At 71.0% G+C, this 16,800-nt stretch carries 12 protein-coding genes; 8 read left to right on the top strand and 4 right to left on the bottom strand.

The genetic code is table 11. From position 1 onward, the window contains the following. Positions 1 to 44 precede the first annotated feature (44 nt). Positions 45 to 1,217 (bottom strand): lactonase family protein, encoded by a 1,173-nt coding sequence (locus OG959_RS05090; protein ID WP_326656867.1) that lies wholly within the window; start codon positions 1,215 to 1,217, stop codon positions 45 to 47. Between the two features lie 126 nt (positions 1,218 to 1,343). Continuing rightward, the gene (locus OG959_RS05095; protein ID WP_326656868.1) at positions 1,344 to 2,183 is read right to left on the bottom strand and encodes a GntR family transcriptional regulator; all 840 of its coding nucleotides are present in this window, start codon (positions 2,181 to 2,183) and stop codon (positions 1,344 to 1,346) included. Positions 2,184 to 2,442: 259 nt separating this feature from the next. Between OG959_RS05095 and OG959_RS05100 the strand changes: the two genes are divergently transcribed. The 8 genes from OG959_RS05100 (at position 2,443) to OG959_RS05135 (ending at position 12,371) form a co-directional block, all read left to right on the top strand. After that, positions 2,443 to 3,711, top strand: a complete 1,269-nt coding sequence (locus OG959_RS05100) for an extracellular solute-binding protein (RefSeq protein ID WP_326656869.1) — start codon at positions 2,443 to 2,445, stop codon at positions 3,709 to 3,711. 59 nt (positions 3,712 to 3,770) lie between these two features. After that, on the top strand, positions 3,771 to 4,754 hold the full coding sequence (locus OG959_RS05105; protein ID WP_326656871.1) for a carbohydrate ABC transporter permease: 984 nt from the start codon (positions 3,771 to 3,773) through the stop codon (positions 4,752 to 4,754). Then, entirely contained in the window at positions 4,751 to 5,590 is an 840-nt protein-coding gene (locus tag OG959_RS05110) for a carbohydrate ABC transporter permease (RefSeq protein WP_326656872.1), read from the top strand. The genes OG959_RS05105 and OG959_RS05110 overlap by 4 nt, the downstream gene beginning before the upstream one ends. A 29-nt stretch (positions 5,591 to 5,619) precedes the next feature. Further along, positions 5,620 to 7,212, top strand: a complete 1,593-nt coding sequence (locus tag OG959_RS05115) for a beta-N-acetylhexosaminidase (RefSeq protein ID WP_326656873.1) — start codon at positions 5,620 to 5,622, stop codon at positions 7,210 to 7,212. Between the two features lie 40 nt (positions 7,213 to 7,252). Then, a complete protein-coding gene (locus OG959_RS05120; protein ID WP_326656874.1) occupies positions 7,253 to 8,686 on the top strand; it encodes a cellulose binding domain-containing protein in 1,434 nt (477 codons plus the stop codon). Between the two features lie 173 nt (positions 8,687 to 8,859). Beyond that, a complete protein-coding gene (locus tag OG959_RS05125) occupies positions 8,860 to 9,699 on the top strand; it encodes a TIM barrel protein (protein WP_326656875.1) in 840 nt (279 codons plus the stop codon). A 48-nt stretch (positions 9,700 to 9,747) separates the two neighbouring features. After that, positions 9,748 to 10,647, top strand: coding sequence for a 2-hydroxy-3-oxopropionate reductase (locus OG959_RS05130; protein ID WP_326656877.1), 900 nt, complete (start codon positions 9,748 to 9,750; stop codon positions 10,645 to 10,647). A 266-nt stretch (positions 10,648 to 10,913) separates the two neighbouring features. After that, positions 10,914 to 12,371 carry a catalase gene (locus OG959_RS05135; RefSeq protein ID WP_326656878.1) on the top strand — a complete coding sequence of 486 codons (1,458 nt, stop codon included), beginning with the start codon at positions 10,914 to 10,916 and terminating at the stop codon, positions 12,369 to 12,371. 435 nt (positions 12,372 to 12,806) lie between these two features. Here the strand turns inward: OG959_RS05135 and OG959_RS05140 are convergent, their stop codons facing one another. Together OG959_RS05140 and OG959_RS05145 are read right to left on the bottom strand one after the other, a co-directional pair. Then, positions 12,807 to 14,585, bottom strand: a complete 1,779-nt coding sequence (locus tag OG959_RS05140; protein WP_326656880.1) for an ABC transporter ATP-binding protein — start codon at positions 14,583 to 14,585, stop codon at positions 12,807 to 12,809. After that, entirely contained in the window at positions 14,582 to 16,525 is a 1,944-nt protein-coding gene (locus OG959_RS05145) for an ABC transporter ATP-binding protein (protein ID WP_326656881.1), read from the bottom strand. Before OG959_RS05145 ends, OG959_RS05140 begins: the two co-directional genes overlap by 4 nt. Positions 16,526 to 16,800: the final 275 nt, after the last annotated feature.

Here is a 16,800-nt window from a genome sequence, read left to right on the forward strand (position 1 = left end):
CGGGGCGACCCGCGGCTCGGGCACGACCCTAACCCGCGCACGCGCTACACCGGCAGCACACAGACCGCCGCCGGGGCGGGGAACGGGCTCCCGACAGGGCTCAGGGCGCCGCTGTCCGCGTCGACCCGGAAGGCGGTGACCGTGCCGGACCGCTGGTTGGCGGCGAAGAGGAGGGTCCCGTCCGGGGAGAAGGCGGTGTGCCGGGGGAAGTCGCCGCCCACCGGCACGGTGTCCAGCAGGCGGAGCGCGGCCCCGCCGTCCTCGACGGCGTACCGGGTGAGGCTGTTGTGTCCCCGGTTGGCGAGGTAGGCGAAACGTCCGTCGCCGGTGACCAGGAGCTGGGCGGGGTAGCTGGTGCCCTCGCCGGTACCGGTGGACTGCGGGGCGCCCGGGGTCAGGGTGCCGGTGGCGGGGTCGTAGCCGCAGACGACGACCGTGTTGTCGAGCTCGCAGGCGAGGTAGGCGTGGCGGCCGTCCGGGTGGAAGGTGAGGTGGCGCGGTCCGGCGCCCGGGCGCAGTGCGGCGTACGAGAGCTGCTCCAGGGTGCCGCGCTCCTCGTCGAGCCGGTAGGTGTACACCGTGTCGTTGCCCAGGTCGACGGCGAGGACGTGGCCGCCGTCGGGGGTGGTGACGATCTGGTGGGCGTGGGGGCCGTCCTGGCCGGGTCCGGGCGGGGGCGCGGTGTGGGCGACCAGGTTCGTGCGCTCCCCCACCGATCCGTCGGCGGCGAGGGGGTGCACGGCGACGCTGCCGGAGGTGTAGTTGGCGCTGAGCAGCCACCGCCCGCCCGGGTGGACCGAGAGGTGGCAGGGGCCGGCCCCGCCGGTGGGCTGCGTCCCCAGCACCTGGAAGGAGCCGTCGTCGGCGAGGGCGACGGCCGTGACGCCGCCGTTCTGCTGCTCGTCGACGGCGTAGAGCGTGCGGCCGGTGGGGTGCGGCGCGAGGTACGAGGGGTTCTCGACGCCGGTGACGACGGTGCGGGAGCTGATGCCGCCCGTCGCCGGTTCGTACGAGGCGACGCCGATGCCGGTGCCGCCCGGGGTGGTCGAGGTGTACGTGCCCAGGAAGAGCGTCCCGGTCCGGCGTGCCCCGGGTTTCGCGGGGTGCGGCGGCGTGCCGGGGCGGCGCTCGATGCGGGGAAGGGTGGGGGCTGCGGCGAGGGCGCCGCCCGTCAGGAGTGCGCCGAGGACGGTGCGGCGGCTGGTGGACGATGTCATGCGAGGCACCTCGTGGGGTCGGTGGCGTCGGATGTGTCAGCCACAGTGGACTCCCGCCGTCGGCCCGCACAAGAGACGCACCGGCCATGGCGCGGTGCGCGCGGCGGGTACGGGGCGGCCTCCGGGTCAGTCACCGGACTGGATGTCGCCCCGGGTGGACGACGTGATCGGGTCCCGCTGGGCGAAGTCCCCCGGCGGGATCCCCGGGTGGTGTCCGCCCTCCACGGGCTCCACGGCGGCCGCCGGGCCGAGGGCCAGACGGGAGACGATCCGGTAGCGGTCGCCGCGGTAGAGCGAGTGCACGTACTCCACGGGGCAGCCGGTGGTGTCCGAGGTCAGCCGCTCGAAGAGGAGGGCCGGGGAGAGTTCCGGCACGTCGAGGAGCCGGGCCTCGGCCCGGGTCACCACGGTGGGCTCGATGGCCTGGACCGCTTCGTGGACGTGCACGTCGTGGCGTTCGCGCAGATGCTCGTACAGGTCGCCGTGCTCCAGCTCCTGGGCGGACAGGCCCGGAACCAGCTCGGCCCTGATGTGCAGGTGCTCGATGGCCATCGGGGCGCCGTCGACGAGCCGCAGCCGGGCGACGTACACGATCTCCGCCGCGGGCGACATACGCAGCTTGCGGCCGACCCGGGCGCCGGCCTGGAGGGTCGTGAACTCCAGCAGCCGGCTCGACCAGGCCCCCGCCGCCTGCGGGACCGTCAGGGCCAGATCGGCCGAGACGAGCTCCTGGGTGATCTTCGCGGGTGCGACGAACATGCCGCGGCCGTGCTCGCGCACCAGCAGCCCGACGGCCACCAGCTCGTCGATCGCGGCGCGCAGGGTGGGCCGGGAGACGCCGAGCGTGGCGCACAGCGCGCGCTCCGAAGGGATGGCATCCCCCGGGCGGCGCGACTCGATCAACTCCAGTACGGCGTCGCGGGCCCGTTCCCGTTTGAGCACCGTTCCCGATGCGTCGGCGTCCATGCGCTGCCCCTCCTGACCTTTCTCTCACTTACCAGTTGAGCAACCAGTGAGGTGAACTCCCCTACTGGTCAAGGGAAGTGTAACCGGTCTCCAGCCAATCATCCCGGCCCGGATTTCCGGGAGATCACTAAAACCCATAGCCACCAAGGGGGTTGACGGCCCCATTGGTCTATGCCACCTTCATCCACCATCAAGAGGTGAGCTGTCCAGTGGGCTTCACTGGTCAGGTGGTCAGGTCCTTGTCTCCCAGAGGTGAACCGTGAAGTACCGCTTGCTTGCCGGTGGGTCCGCGCTCGTGATGGCCGCCGTTCTCAGTGCCTGCAGCTCGTCGTCCGACTCGGCCGGCGCGTCCGGTGACGGACTGACGGACATCGATGTGTGGCTGATGCGCGACAGCGTCTCCGCCGCGTTCCAGAAGGAGTTCGTCAAGGGATTCGAGGCCGCACACCCCACGATCAAGGTCCGGGTGCAGATCCAGGAGTGGGACGGCATCGGTGAGAAGATCACCGCCGCGCTGGCCAGCAACGACGCTCCCGACGTGATCGAGAGCGGCAACACCCAGGTCGCCCAGTTCGCCCAGAGCGGCGGCCTGCTCGACCTGAGCGACAAGGTCGACGAGCTGAACGGCAAGGACTGGCTCAAGGGCCTCGCCGAGCCGGGGGCGTACGAGGGCAAGCAGTACGGCATCCCCTACTACGCGGCCAACCGTGTCGTCATCTACCGCACCGACCTGTTCGAGAAGGCCGGGGTCGACGCGTCCGCGATCAAGACGCGCGAGCAGTGGATCGAGGCCACCGGCAAGCTCAACAAGGGGGGCACGCAGGGCATCTATCTGCCCGGGCAGATGTGGTACGCGCTGGCGGGCTTCGTCTGGGACGAGGGGGGCGACCTCGCCACCGAGTCCGGCGGACAGTGGAAGGGCGCGCTGGACACTCCCGAGGCACTGCGCGGGATGGAGTTCTACGAACAGCTCCAGGCACTCGGCAAGGGGCCGAAGGACTCGGACGAGGACTCCCCGCCGCAGGCCGACGTGATGGCCCAGGGGAAGGTCGCCCAGGTGATCTCCACCCCGGGCGGTGCCAACGTCGTCATGGAGAAGAACCCGGAGCTGAAGGGCAGGCTCGCCTTCTTCCCGATCCCGGGCAAGAGCGCGGACACCCCGGGTGCCGTCTTCACCGGCGGCTCCGACCTGGTGATTCCCACGGCGTCCGGCAAGCAGGAGGCCGCGCTGGCCTTCGTCAAGGAGCTCACCGGTGACGCCTGGCAGAAGAAGCTGGCCGTGGCCATGAGCTACGTACCGAACCGCACGACCCTCGCCTCGGCGGTGGCGGACGATCCGGGCGCCGCGGCCATGGCGGCCGGTGCGGCGAACGGGCACGCGACGCCCAACACGCCCGGCTGGGCCGCCGTCGAGGCGGAGAACCCGATCAAGGACTACATGGCGGCCGTCCTGACCGGCGGCGACCCGGCGAAGGAGGCCGCCAAGGCCTCGCAGGACATCACCCGGGCCATGAACACCGCTTCCTGATCCCTGCGCCGGAACATCGCCCTTCGTCCATCCGCCCGACCACCGAGAGGAGGCGTGCCGTGTCGGTCATCCGGGAACGGACCGCACCCCCCAGCCGCCTGCGCCGCCCGGCGACCGGCACGTCAGGACCGCCGCGCCGGCGGCGGTCCGGGGAGCCGCGCGGCTTCTGGCCGTACGTCCTGATCGCACCCGCCGTCGGCGGCATGCTCTATCTGCTGCTCTACCCGCTGCTGCGGGCCGTGCTGATCTCGCTGCAGGACTTCCGGCTGCGCCAACTGATCATGGGTGACGCGGAGTTCGTCGGACTGCGGAACTACCGGACGCTGCTGTCCGACCCCCGGTTCTGGGAGGTGGTGCGGCGCACCTTCCTGTTCATGGCGGTCAACGTCGTCCTGATCATGGTGATCGCGACCCTGGTCGCACTGATGACCGAGCGGCTCGGCCGGTTCGGCCGCACGGTGGTGCTCAGTTCGCTGGTGCTGGCGTGGGCGATGCCGGTGGTCGCGGCCACCACGGTCTTCCAGTGGCTGTTCCACTCCGAGTTCGGCATCGTCAACCGGCTGCTGACCGAGGCCGGGTTCTCCTCCTTCGACCGCTATCCGTGGTTCGCGCACGGCACCGCCGCCTTCTCGATCCTGGTCCTGCTGATCGTCTGGCAGTCGGTGCCGTTCGCGGCGATCACCGTCTACTCGGCGCTCACCACGGTCCCGGCGGAGCTGTACGAGTCGGCGCGGCTGGACGGGGCGTCCGGTTCACGGATCTTCCGCTCGGTCACCTTCCCGATCCTCCGGCCCATCTTCCTGCTGGTCCTCTCGCTCGAAGTGATCTGGACGTTCAAGGCGTTCGTCCAGATCTGGGTGATGACCCGCGGGGGTCCGGGCGACGCCACCACGATCCTGCCCGTGTACGCGGTGCAGAAGGCGCTCGCGGGGCAGCGCTACGACCTGGGCTCGGCCGCCTCGATGATCACCGTGGTCCTGATGTCCGGGGTGCTCGTCCTCTACTTCCGCCAGATGTTCCGCCAGGAGGACGAGTACCGATGACCCTGCTGCGCCCGAGAGTCCGGCGGCTCCCGCTCAACGCCGCCGCCGTACTGACCGTCCTGGTCTGTCTGTTCCCCGTCTACTGGATGATCTCGACCGCTTTCAAGCCGTCGCGGGACATCCAGTCCGCCGATCCGAAGCTCTTCCCGCACACCTGGACGCTCGACCACTTCCGCACGGCCGTGCAGGCCGACGGGTTCGAGCTGTTCTGGCGCAACAGCATCCTGGTGACGCTCAGCTCGATCCTGCTGGCCCTGCTGGTCGCCATCGGCTCGGCGTACGCCGTGGCCCGGATGCGCTGGAAGGGGCGCCGGCAGTTCATGCTCATGGTCTTCATCGCCCAGATGGCGCCCTGGGAGTCGCTGATCATCCCGATCTACATCATCTCCCGCGACACGGACATGCTCGACCGGCTGCCGACCCTCACGCTCGTCTACTTCATGGTCACGCTGCCGTTCTCGATCGTGGTGCTGCGCGGCTTCATCGCCACCATTCCGCCGGAGCTGGAGGAGGCCGCCCAGGTCGACGGCTGCACCCGGACCGGCGCGTTCCGCCGGGTGGCGCTGCCCCTGCTCGCACCTGGGCTGATGGCGACCTCGCTGTTCGGCTTCATCACCGCGTGGAACGAGTTCGCGTACGCCAACTTCCTGATCATCAAGCACCAGGACAGCCGCACCCTGCCGGTCTGGCTGTCGTCGTTCCAGAACACCTTCGGCACCGACTGGGGCGCCACCATGGCCGCCTCGACCCTCTTCGCCCTGCCCGCGCTGGTCGTCTTCCTGCTGCTCCAGCGCCATGTCACCTCCGGCTTCGCGGCCGGCGCCGTCAAGGGCTGAAGCCCGAGAACCGAACCCGGAGGCCTCCCGTGCCCGCATCACGCCCGGAACAGTCCCTCGTACCCCGCCCCCGCAAGGTCTCGGCCCGCCCCGGCCGGTTCACCCTCGACCAGGACACCTCGGTGCGGGCCTACCCCGGCGCGGAGGGCGCCGCCGACCTGCTGCGCACCCTGCTCGCCCCGGCCACCGGGCTGCCCCTGCCGCCCTCCGCCGCCGGCCGCATCGTGCTGGCACTCGACCCCCAGCTGGGCGGCCTCGGCGAGGAGGGTTACGGGCTCACCATCGGCCCCGACTCCCTGCTGCTGCGCGCCGCGCGACTCCCGGGCCTGCTCTGCGGAGTCCAGACGATCCGTCAGCTGCTGCCCGCCGAGGCCCTGTCGGGCACGGCGCAGCGGGACGCGCCGTGGATGCTGCCCTGTGTCGAGATCAGCGACGTGCCCGCACACCCGTGGCGGGGGTCGATGCTCGACGTGGCCCGGCACTTCCAGCCGGTGTCCTATCTGCGCCGGTACGTGGACCTGATGGCGCTGCACAAGCTCAACACACTCCATCTCCACCTCACCGACGACCAGGGCTGGCGGATGCCCGTCCCCGCCTACCCCCGGCTGACCGGGATCGGCGGTCACCGCAGGCAGTCGATGTCCGGGCCGCCGGGGCGCGGCGACGAGTCCTTCGACGGGATTCCGCACTCGGGGGCGTACACCCGGCAGGAACTGCGGGACCTGGTCCGCTACGCCGCGGCGCGCGGGGTGCGGGTGGTGCCGGAGATCGAGATGCCGGGCCATGTGCGCGCGGCGCTGGCCGCCCATCCGGAGCTGGGCAACAACCCCGGGCGGCGGCTTGACGTGTGGACCCGCTGGGGCGTCTGCGACACGGTGTTCGGCGTCCACGAGGAGGTCTTCGACTTCTGCCGGACGGTGCTGGAGGAGGTCATGGACGTCTTCCCGTCCCCGTACATCCACATCGGCGGCGAGGAGTGCCCGACCACCGAGTGGGAGTCGAGCCCGGCCGCGCGGGCGCGGGCCGCCGCCGAGGGGCTGACCGACGCACGGGCGCTGCACGGCTGGTTCATGGGCCGGATCGGGTCCTTCCTGACCGAGCACGGCAGGCGCCCGGTCGGCTGGGCCGAGACGGGTACCGAACTTCCCCTCGAATTCACGGTGATGACGTGGCGCGACCCGGCCCACGCGCTGGCGGCCGCCCGCCGCGGCCATCAGGTCGTCGCCGCGCACTACCGGGCCACCTACCTCGACTACGCCCAGTCCGCCGACCCCGGCGAACCGCCCGCCCAGCCGGGCCCGCCCGTCGGTCTGCGGGCCGTCCACGGCAACCGGCCGGTGCCGGACGGCTGGGACGCGGCGGACGCGGCCCGCGTGCTGGGCACCCAGGCCCAGTTGTGGACCGAGTACGCCGGCACGCCGGAGCAGATCGAGTACCTGACCTACCCGCGGCTGTGCGCCCTCGCGGACCGGGCCTGGTCGGGCGGCCGCAGCGACTGGCCCGGCTTCGTGTCCCGCCTCGGCCGGCACACGGCACGGCTCGACGCCCTCGGCGTCGGCTACCGCCCCCTGAACCCCCGGTCGCTCCAGACCACTTCCCCAGGAGCAGCGCCACCCCGGTAGGAACCACTCCCCCACGACCGTTCCGGAGAGGAACAGGTTCATGAAGTCACTCGCGAAGAGCCGGATCCGCGCGGCGGCGGCAGCCGCCGCCACCGTGGCCCTGGGCTGTACGGCCCTGGCCGTCGTCCCGTCGTCGGCGAGCGCCGCCGGCGGATCGCTCAGTGTGCAGTACCGCACCAGTGCGTCGGGAGCCACCGCCGACCAGAGCGAACCCTGGCTGAAGGTGCGCAACACCGGCAGCGCGGCCGTACAGCTCAGCGCCGTCAAGGTCCGCTACTACTTCAAGGGCGAGGCGGCGGGCGACGCCTACCGGTTCGCCTGTTCCTGGGCGGTGAAGGGCTGCGCGAACATCACCGGCACGTTCGGCACGCTCGCCTCCCCGACCGCGACCGCCGACCGCTACCTGGAGATCGGTTTCACCTCGGGTGCCGGATCGCTCGCCCCGGGCGCCGACACCGGTGACATGCAGCTGCGCTTCTACCGGTCGAGCTGGCAGACCCTGGTGCAGAGCGACGACTACTCCTTCGACGCGGGCCGGACGGCGTACGGAGACTGGTCCAAGGTGACCGCGCAACTGGCCGGCGCCACAGTGTGGGGCCAGGCCCCGGAGGGCAACGGCCCGACGGATCCGACCGACCCGACCGACCCGACCGATCCGCCGGAGGGCGCGCCGACGCTGTTCGACGACTTCAACTACAGCGGGCACACCGATCCGCAGATCGCCGCGCACGGCTGGAGCGTCCGGTCCAACTCCGGTGGACCGGGTGTGCCCGGCGCCACCTGGGCGCCGGAGAACATCACGTTCGCCGCCCAGAGCGGGAACTCGGTGATGAACCTGGAGACGTCGACCGCGGGCAGCGGTGAGTCGACGAAGCAGACCGAGATCCTGACCCAGTCGATGAAGTTCCGCAACGGCACGTACGCGGCCCGGGTGAAGTTCAACGACGCGCCGGTCTCCGGGCCCGACGGCGACCACCTCGTCCAGACGTTCTTCACCATCAACGACCTCAAGGCGCCGATGGCCGACGACTACGCGGAGTACGACTTCGAGTACCTGCCGAACGGCGGCTGGGGCGAGAGCGGCAACATCCTCTACACGACCTCGTGGGAGACCTACCGCCCGGACCCGTGGGAGGCGGTCAACGCGCACAGCGAGGCCCGGCAGAGCTTCGCGGGCTGGCACGACCTGGTCGTGACCATCGACGACAGCGCGATCACGTACTACGTCGACGGCCAGCTGTTCGGCACCCACGGGGCGGCGTATCTGCCGGAGCGGGGCATGTCGATCAACTTCAACCAGTGGCTGATCGACCTGGCCGGACAGACGAGCACGACGCCGCGCTCGTACGACCAGCAGGTGGACTACGTCCTGCACGTGAAGGACCAGGTCCTCACCCCTGCGCAGGTCAGCGCCAAGGTGAGCGCGTTCCGCACGGCGGGGACGACGTTCCAGGACACGGTGCCGGCCGGGTGATCCGGTAGCGGAAACGGAGGGCGGGGCGGAGGGCCGGGAAGGCCTCCGCCCCGCCTTCGGTCTGTCCGGGGCCCGATTTCCGGACACCCCCTTGACATCGCCCCCACCCTCCGGGCAATCTTCCGTTAAGCAGAAACTAACTTCCGCAATACGGAAGGAGCGCCGAAACCCTCATGGGCTACCCGGACCAGCGCTTCGATGTGAACCTTTCGATCCTCTTCACGGAACTCCCGCTCCTGGAGCGACCCGCGGCAGCCGCCGCGGCGGGCTTCACGGCGGTCGAGCTGTGGTGGCCATGGATCGAGACCCCCACCCCTCCGCAGGCCGAGCTCGACGCGCTGAAGAAGGCGCTCGACGAGGCGGGCACCCAGTTGGTGGGGCTGAACTTCTACGCCGGACAGCTGCCCGGCCCCGACCGCGGCGCGCTCTCCGTGCCCGGCACGGAGTCGGACCGCTTCCGGTCCAACATCGAGGTGGCGGCAGACTTCGCCGCCTCGGTCGGCTGCAAGGCGCTCAACGCGCTCTACGGCAACCGGGTCGACGGTGTCGACCCGGCCGCGCAGGACGAACTCGCCCTGGAGAACCTGGTCACCGCCGCCCGCGCGGCCGACCGGATCGGGGCGGTCCTGCTGATCGAGACCCTGAACAAGCCGGAGTCGCCGCGCTACCCGCTGGTGAGCGCACCGGCCGGGATCGAGGTCGTGGACCGCGTCAACGCGGCGACGGGCCTCGGCAACGCGAAGTTCCTGCTGGACCTGTACCACCTGTCGATGAACGGCGAGGACCTCAGCCAGGTCATCTCCGCCTACGCCGACAGGACCGGTCACGTCCAGATCGCGGACAACCCGGGACGCGGCGCGCCCGGCACCGGCTCGCTCCCGCTGGAGCAGCTGCTCGACGAGCTGACGAAGGCCGGTTACGACGGCTGGGTCGGCCTGGAGTACAAGCCGGGCGACCGGCCGAGCGCCGAGTCCTTCGCGTGGCTCCCGCCCACCGCGCGGGCCGCCCGCTGAGGGCAGCGGACTCCTCCTCGTACACACGCTGAATCGGAAGGCACCCTCATGAGCAACAACCTCCCCAAGGTTGCGTGGATCGGGCTCGGCATCATGGGCTCGCCCATGTCCGAGAACCTGATCAAGGCCGGTTACGACGTCACCGGTTACACCCTGGAGCAGGACAAGGTCGACCGGCTGGCCGCGGCCGGCGGGACCGGCGCCTCATCGATCGCCGAGGCGGTCAAGGACGCGGACGTGGTCATCACGATGGTGCCCGCCTCCCCGCAGGTCGAGGCGATCGCGTACGGCCCCGAGGGCATCCTGGAGAACGCGAAGCGCGGCGCGCTGCTGGTCGACATGTCCTCGATCACCCCGCAGACCTCGGTGGACCTGGCGAAGAACGCCGCCGAGAAGGGCATCCGGGTCCTGGACGCCCCCGTGTCGGGCGGCGAGGCCGGTGCCATCGAGGCCGTGCTGTCCATCATGGTCGGCGGCGAGCAGGCCGACTTCGACGCCGCCAAGCCGGTGCTCGACGCGCTGGGCAAGACCATCGTGCTCTGCGGTCCGCACGGCTCGGGCCAGACGGTGAAGGCGGCCAACCAGCTGATCGTCGCGGTCAACATCCAGGCCTGCGCCGAAGCCGTCGTCTTCCTGGAGAAGTCGGGCGTCGACCTCGCCGCCGCACTGGACGTCCTGGGCGGCGGACTGGCCGGCTCGACCGTGCTGACCCGCAAGAAGGACAACTTCCTGAACCGGAACTTCGCTCCGGGCTTCCGGATCGACCTGCACCACAAGGACATGGGCATCGTCACGGACGCCGCCCGCAACGTCGGTGCCGCACTGCCGGTCGGCGGCGTGGTCGCCCAGCTCGTCGCCTCGCTGCGCGCGCAGGGCGACGGCGGGCTGGACCACTCGGCGCTGCTGCGCTCGGTCGAGCGTCTGTCCGGTCAGCCCGTCCAGGGCTGACCGACGCGGCCGGGCCCCGCGAGGGCCCGGCCGGCACCACCCCGCCGGGTGCGTATCCCCCGGCCCACAGACTTCCGGGCGGCGTCGGCGCTGACACCTGTCCTGTCGCGCCCAGGCGCCGGCGCCGTCCGGAACACCTCTCGCCCCACCTCTCCATCAAGAATTTCAACAAACTGTTGACGTCGGGTTCGGGGCGTACTTACGCTCCTGGAGCCCCCAGGACGTCGCAGTTCAGCAGCTCCCGTACGGAAGGTCGCCCCGACACCATGACGCAGCGCGTGCTTACGACCGAGTCCGGCGCCCCGGTCGCCGACAACCAGAACTCCGCCACCGCCGGCGCCGGCGGCCCGATCCTCCTTCAGGACGGTCACCTCCTGGAGAAGCTCGCCCGTTTCAACCGGGAGCGCATCCCGGAGCGCGTGGTGCACGCCCGGGGCTCCGGCGCGTACGGATACTTCGAGGTGACCGACGACGTCACCGGCTTCACCCGCGCGGACTTCCTATCCGAAGTGGGCCGCCGCACCGAGACGTTCATCCGGTTCTCGACGGTGGCCGATTCGCTCGGCGGCGCGGACGCGGTACGTGACCCGCGCGGCTTCGCGCTCAAGTTCTACACGGACGAGGGCAATTACGACCTCGTCGGCAACAACACCCCGGTGTTCTTCATCAAGGACCCGATCAAGTTCCCCGACTTCATCCACTCGCAGAAGCGCGACCCGTTCACGGGCCGTCAGGAGCCGGACAACGTCTGGGACTTCTGGGCGCACGCCCCCGAGGCGACGCACCAGGTCACCTGGCTCATGGGCGACCGCGGCATCCCCGCCTCGTACCGCCACATGAACGGCTACGGCTCGCACACCTACCAGTGGACGAACGCCGCGGGTGAGGCCTTCTTCGTCAAGTACCACTTCAAGACCAACCAGGGCGTGCGCTCGCTCTCCGCCGACCAGGCCGCGGAGCTGGCCGGCAAGGACGCGAGCTCCCACCAGACGGACCTGCTCCAGGCCATCGAGCGCGGGGTGAACCCGTCCTGGACGCTGTACGTGCAGGTCATGCCGGCCGCCGAGGCCGCGGACTACCGCTTCAACCCGTTCGACCTCACCAAGGTGTGGCCGCACAGCGACTACCCGCTCCAGCGGGTGGGCCGGCTGGTCCTGGACCGGAACCCGGACAACGTCTTCGCCGAGGTGGAGCAGGCCGCGTTCTCCCCGAACAACTTCGTGCCCGGCATCGGCCCGTCCCCGGACAAGATGCTCCAGGGCCGGCTGTTCGCCTACGCGGACGCGCACCGCTACCGGCTGGGCGTCAACCACACCCACCTGCCGGTGAACGCGCCGCGCACGGCCGCCGTCGACAACTACGGCCGCGACGGGCTGCACGCCACGCGCAACGGGGCCCGGCACGACAAGAACTACGAGCCCAACTCGTACGCGGGCCCGGCCCAGACGGACGCGGCGTTCTCCGCCCCGATCGCCGTCCAGGGCTGGACCGGCACGCACGAGGCGCCCGCCCACACCAAGGACGACGACTTCTTCCAGGCGGGTGAGCTGTACCGGCTGATGTCGGACGACGAGAAGGGCCGGCTGATCGCCAACATCGCGGGGGGCCTGTCCCAGGTCACGCGCGATGACGTGATCGAGAAGAACCTCGCCCACTTCCACGCCGCGGACGCCGAGTACGGCAAGCGCGTGGAGGAGGCCGTCCGCGCCCTGCGCGAGGACTAGGGCCTTTCGTTTGGATCAGGCCGGATCAGGGAGCGGGGTCCGGTGCGTGCGGCTGCAAGGCGGTGAAGGGAGTCACTGCGGAGCATGGGCGACCGACGACAACGCCGCCGATGTGCGTGCCGGACCCCGCGAGCCCGGCCTGATCCAAACGAGACCCCAGGCCTTCCCCCAGACCCTGCCCGCGCCGTCGCGCCCACCCGGATGAGGGGTTGCGCACGGTGCGGGCAGGACGAGGCCGCGGCGGCGGTGTGATGCCAGTGCGGTGGTGCGGGTGGCGGTGCCGGTTCCTGACCTGAACGAACCAGTCCCTGCCGCCCCCTTCGCACCTCGCCGCGGCCCCAGTTCCCCCCTTTCCCGAACCGGGCGTGGAGTACGGATTACGGTCCCGTACTCCACGCCCTTTCGCGTGCGCGCCCACGGCCGGGCCCGTACTCCTCAGCTGTAGACCCGGACCTGGAGGTCGTACAGCTCCGCGTAGAGGCCGCCGCCCGTGGCCAGTTCCGCATGAGTGCCCAGCTCGGAGACGCGGCCCTTCTCCAGCACCACGATCAGGTCCGCCATCCGGACGGTCGAGAAGCGGTGGGAGATGAGCAGCGTGATCGCCCCGGTCTCGGCGCTCGCCCCCGCGCACAGGTCCGCGAACCGTTCGAACAGCGCGTGCTCGGCCGTGGCATCGAGGGCCGAGGCGGGCTCGTCGAGCGCCACCATCAGGGGACGGCGACGCATCAGGGCGCGGGCCAGGCCGAGCTTCTGCCACTGGCCGCCGGAGAGTTCGGCGCCGTCGCCGTAACCCCGGCCGAGCAGCCCGTCGAGGCCGCCGGGAACCCGCTCCCCCACCTGTTCCGCCTCGGCGGCGCGCAGGGCGGTGTGCAGCGCCGGATCGTCGTCGAGACGGCCGAGATCTCCGATGCCGACGTTGTCGCGGAGCCGCAGTTCGAGCCGGGCGAAGTCCTGGAAGAGCGTTCCGGTCCGGGACTGCCACTGGCGGGCGTCGCATCCGGCTAGGTCGGCCCCGTCCACCAGGATGCGGCCGGAGGTGGGGCGGTAGAGGCCGCACAGGAGTTTCACCAGGGTGCTCTTGCCGGCTCCGTTCTCGCCGACGACCGCCAGCGCGGTGCCCGCCGGGATGTCCAGGGTCACCTCGTCGAGGACCTTCCGGTCGCTCCCGGGATAGCTGAAGCTGACGTTCTCCAGTCTGATGCCCCGGGTGAGCACGGCGGGCACGTCGGTGAGCGCGTCGTCGCCGTGCGCGGCGGGGCCGCGCAGTTCGGCCAGCCGCTCCATGGTGCGCCCGGCGCCCTGGAGCGCGGTCAGGAGCCCGAGAGCCGTCGAGACCTGAAGGCTGATCTGCGAGGCGAGGGTGATGACGAGGATGACGTCGCCGAGGCCCGCCCCGCCGGACACGGCCCGGCCGACGACCAGGTAGATCGCTCCCCCGTAACCGGCGGCGAAAACGAGCTGGCCCGCGGCGCGCAGCACGGCCGCGGTCAGCTGCGCACCGCCGATCGCCCGGCTCGCCCGGCTCCAGTCGGCGCGGTGGCGGCGCAGGAGGACGTCCTCGGCTGCGGCGAGCCGGATCTCCTTGACCGACGACTGAGTGGTGGCCACCTCCAGCAGGTGGCGGCCCAGCCGGTTCTCCGGTGCGGTGAGCTCCTTCGCGCGGTCGATCAGGAGCTGGGCCCGGTTGCCCGCGACGACGGGGACCGCCCCGGCCAGCGGCAGGAGCAGCAGCCACGGGTCGAGCAGGCCGAGCAGCACCGACGTCAGGGCCATCTGGAGCACGAGACCGCCGAGTTGGAGCACCGCCTCCAGGCTGGCCCTGGTGCGGGGCAGCTCCTCCCTGATCAGGGCGAGTGTGTCCGCGTACCCGGGACTGTCGAAGTGTTCCAGGCCGCTGCTGCCGTGGGCGAGCGCGATCACCTCGTTCTGCAGGCTCAGTTCCTCCAGCTCTCCCAGCTCGAAGTACGAGAGATGCGCGAAGTGGTTCATCATCAGCTCGAGAACCAGCAGCAGCGCGGTGCACAGGGCCAGCCAGGTGGCCACGGACGCGTCGTGCGCCACCGCGGCCGTGGTCAGCGACTTCAGGCACAGCGCGATCAGAGGTGTGGACAGGAAGCCCACGACCATCAGGGCGACGGCCCGGGTCAGGCGCCGGGCGTCGCACCGTACGGCGATCCGCAGCAACTGGTGGACCGCGAGAAGAAGGGTCTTCACCTGGCACCTTCCGGGGTCGAAACGGGCTGGGCGGCACGCGGTGTTCCGGCCGTGGCGCGGACCTCGGCGTCCTCGGCCTGTTCCTCGGCGAAGCGCTCCGCCTGGATCCGGAACAGCTCCGCGTAGCGTCCGTCGAGGGCCATCAGCTCCTCATGGGTCCCGGACTCGGCCACCGCCCCGTCGGCGAGCACCACGATCCGGTCGGCGCGGCGCACGCTGGAGAAGCGGTGCGCGACGATCACGCTCGTGATCCCCTCGGTCATCTCCAGGAAGCGGTCGAAGAAGGCAGCCTCCGCGCGGACGTCGAGCTGCGCGGTCGGCTCGTCGAGGATCAGCAGCGAGGCACCGGCGTCCACGGCCAGCAGCGCACGGGACAACGCGACGCGCTGCCACTGGCCTCCGGACAGATCGCTTCCGTTCTCGTACTGGCCGCAGAGCACGGTGTCCAGGCCGTTCGGCAGCCGCTCGATCACCTCGCGGGCACCTGCCCGGCCGGCTGCCGCGAGGAGGGCCTCCCGGTCGTCCATCCGGTCCGGCCGGCCCAGTCCGATGTTCTCGGCGGCGGTGAGCTGGTAGCGGGTGAAGTCCTGGAAGATCACCGCGATGCGCCGGTGCCAGTCTGCCGCCGGGAACCCGGACAAGGGGGTGCCGTCGGCGGTGATACGGCCCATGGACGGCTCGTGGAGCCTGGCGAGGAGCTTGACCAGGGTGGTCTTGCCCGCTCCGTTCAGCCCGACGACGGCGGTGGACCTGCCGCGCTCCAGCACCAGATCCAGGCCGCTCAGCACGTCCGGCCCGTCGTCCTGGTAGCGGAAGGTGACGTTCTCGAAGCGGATCGCCCCCTCGGGGACGGCGGCGGGGGCGCCGTCCTGCCGCTCGGGGCCGGCGGGTCCGCCCGCCGCCATCGACTCCAGCCGGGTCAGCGCGTGGTACGCGGCAAGTCCGTCCCGGGTCTGCACGTCGCTCTCCGGGAAGTACACGCCGAACCGCATGGGGATCAGTACGGCCTGGAGGGCCACGGAGAGCTGGAGCAGGGACAGGGAGCCGTTCGCGCCCTCCCGCGCCAGGACGTACAGCGAGCCGCCGCCGCCCACCAGGCCCACGGCCGCGAGTCCCACGAAGGGCCAGAAGAGAAGCCGTCGCCGTCCTTCCCACAGGGGGTCCAGATAGCCCCTGGCCTGAGCGGTGTGGCGCTCGCGCAGCCAGGGAAGCAGCCCGAGCATCCGGGCCTCCTTCGCCAGTGCCGGCCCGCCGGCGGTGCGGCGCAGGTAGGTGAGCTTCCTCCGCTCCCCCGCGAGCCCGATCCGCAGGGCGCCGAAGCGGTCCAGTGAGCCGCGCTGGCCGAACCTGATCACCAGGGCCGTGACGGCGACCAGGATTCCCGGCCCCGGACCGAGTACCAGGGCGACCATCACCGACGCACCGGCCAGCTGGGCGTAGCGGGCGATCAGCGCCAGAGCCCCGGCAGCGGCGTCGCCCGGTGTGGGGGACACCCGCTCGAACCCGCCGCGGGCGTCGGACAGGATGTCGAGGACGTCCTGGCGCTCCAGTTCGGCGACCGGCAGGCCGATCAGCGCGCACCGCATGAGGCGGGCGATGCACGCGCCGTCCACCTGCCGGGTGACCAGTTCGCCCAGCGCCGACTGGAAGGGGGCCAGCAGCTGCTGGACCACGAACGCGCAGACCGCGAGCAGGGGCGCCAGGCCCAGTACCGCCCATCCCGAACCGCCGGATGGCGAAAGGGCGTCGGGGACACGGGAGATGAGCCGGCTCGTCCAGGCGATGAAGACGACCGGCAGCAGTCCGACGGTGATGTGCAGGGCGATGGTCGCCGTCCGCAGTGCGGGGTGCGTGTGGCGCAGGAGCCTGCCGACGGAGCGCCAGCGGTTGGCGCGGCGCACGAACCATCCGGGCTCCGTGACGTGGTGTGCGGGTCGCACTCGAAAACCTCTTCGGGTAGTGCGATGGAGGTCCCGCACCATTGCGGGCCGTGGGAGGCGTGCGAGCGGCGGCATGGGGGCCCGGTGCGGGTTGTCCGCCGGCCACGCGCTTCGCCTCGCTCCGATCAGCGCCACCCGCAGTTTGGACTAGACCTTTCAAGGCGTCAAGGAATTCCAGGCACTTGGGAGAGCGGATGTTCACCCGATGGTCATCAATTGTTCAACTCCCCTGTTTGGTCTAGACGTTTCGCGAAACAGGTTGCTAACGTCCCGAC

Origin of the sequence: Streptomyces sp. NBC_00385, assembly GCF_035917155.1 — a bacterium.
Classification (GTDB): domain Bacteria; phylum Actinomycetota; class Actinomycetes; order Streptomycetales; family Streptomycetaceae; genus Streptomyces; species Streptomyces poriferorum.

Coding starts and splice junctions, on each gene's coding strand:
- OG959_RS05090 (WP_326656867.1), bottom strand. CDS start 1,217: ATGACATCGTCCACCAGCCGCCGCACCGTCCTCGGCGCACTCCTGACG.
- OG959_RS05095 (WP_326656868.1), bottom strand. CDS start 2,183: ATGGACGCCGACGCATCGGGAACGGTGCTCAAACGGGAACGGGCCCGC.
- OG959_RS05110 (WP_326656872.1), top strand. CDS start 4,751: ATGACCCTGCTGCGCCCGAGAGTCCGGCGGCTCCCGCTCAACGCCGCC.
- OG959_RS05120 (WP_326656874.1), top strand. CDS start 7,253: ATGAAGTCACTCGCGAAGAGCCGGATCCGCGCGGCGGCGGCAGCCGCC.
- OG959_RS05125 (WP_326656875.1), top strand. CDS start 8,860: ATGGGCTACCCGGACCAGCGCTTCGATGTGAACCTTTCGATCCTCTTC.
- OG959_RS05130 (WP_326656877.1), top strand. CDS start 9,748: ATGAGCAACAACCTCCCCAAGGTTGCGTGGATCGGGCTCGGCATCATG.
- OG959_RS05135 (WP_326656878.1), top strand. CDS start 10,914: ATGACGCAGCGCGTGCTTACGACCGAGTCCGGCGCCCCGGTCGCCGAC.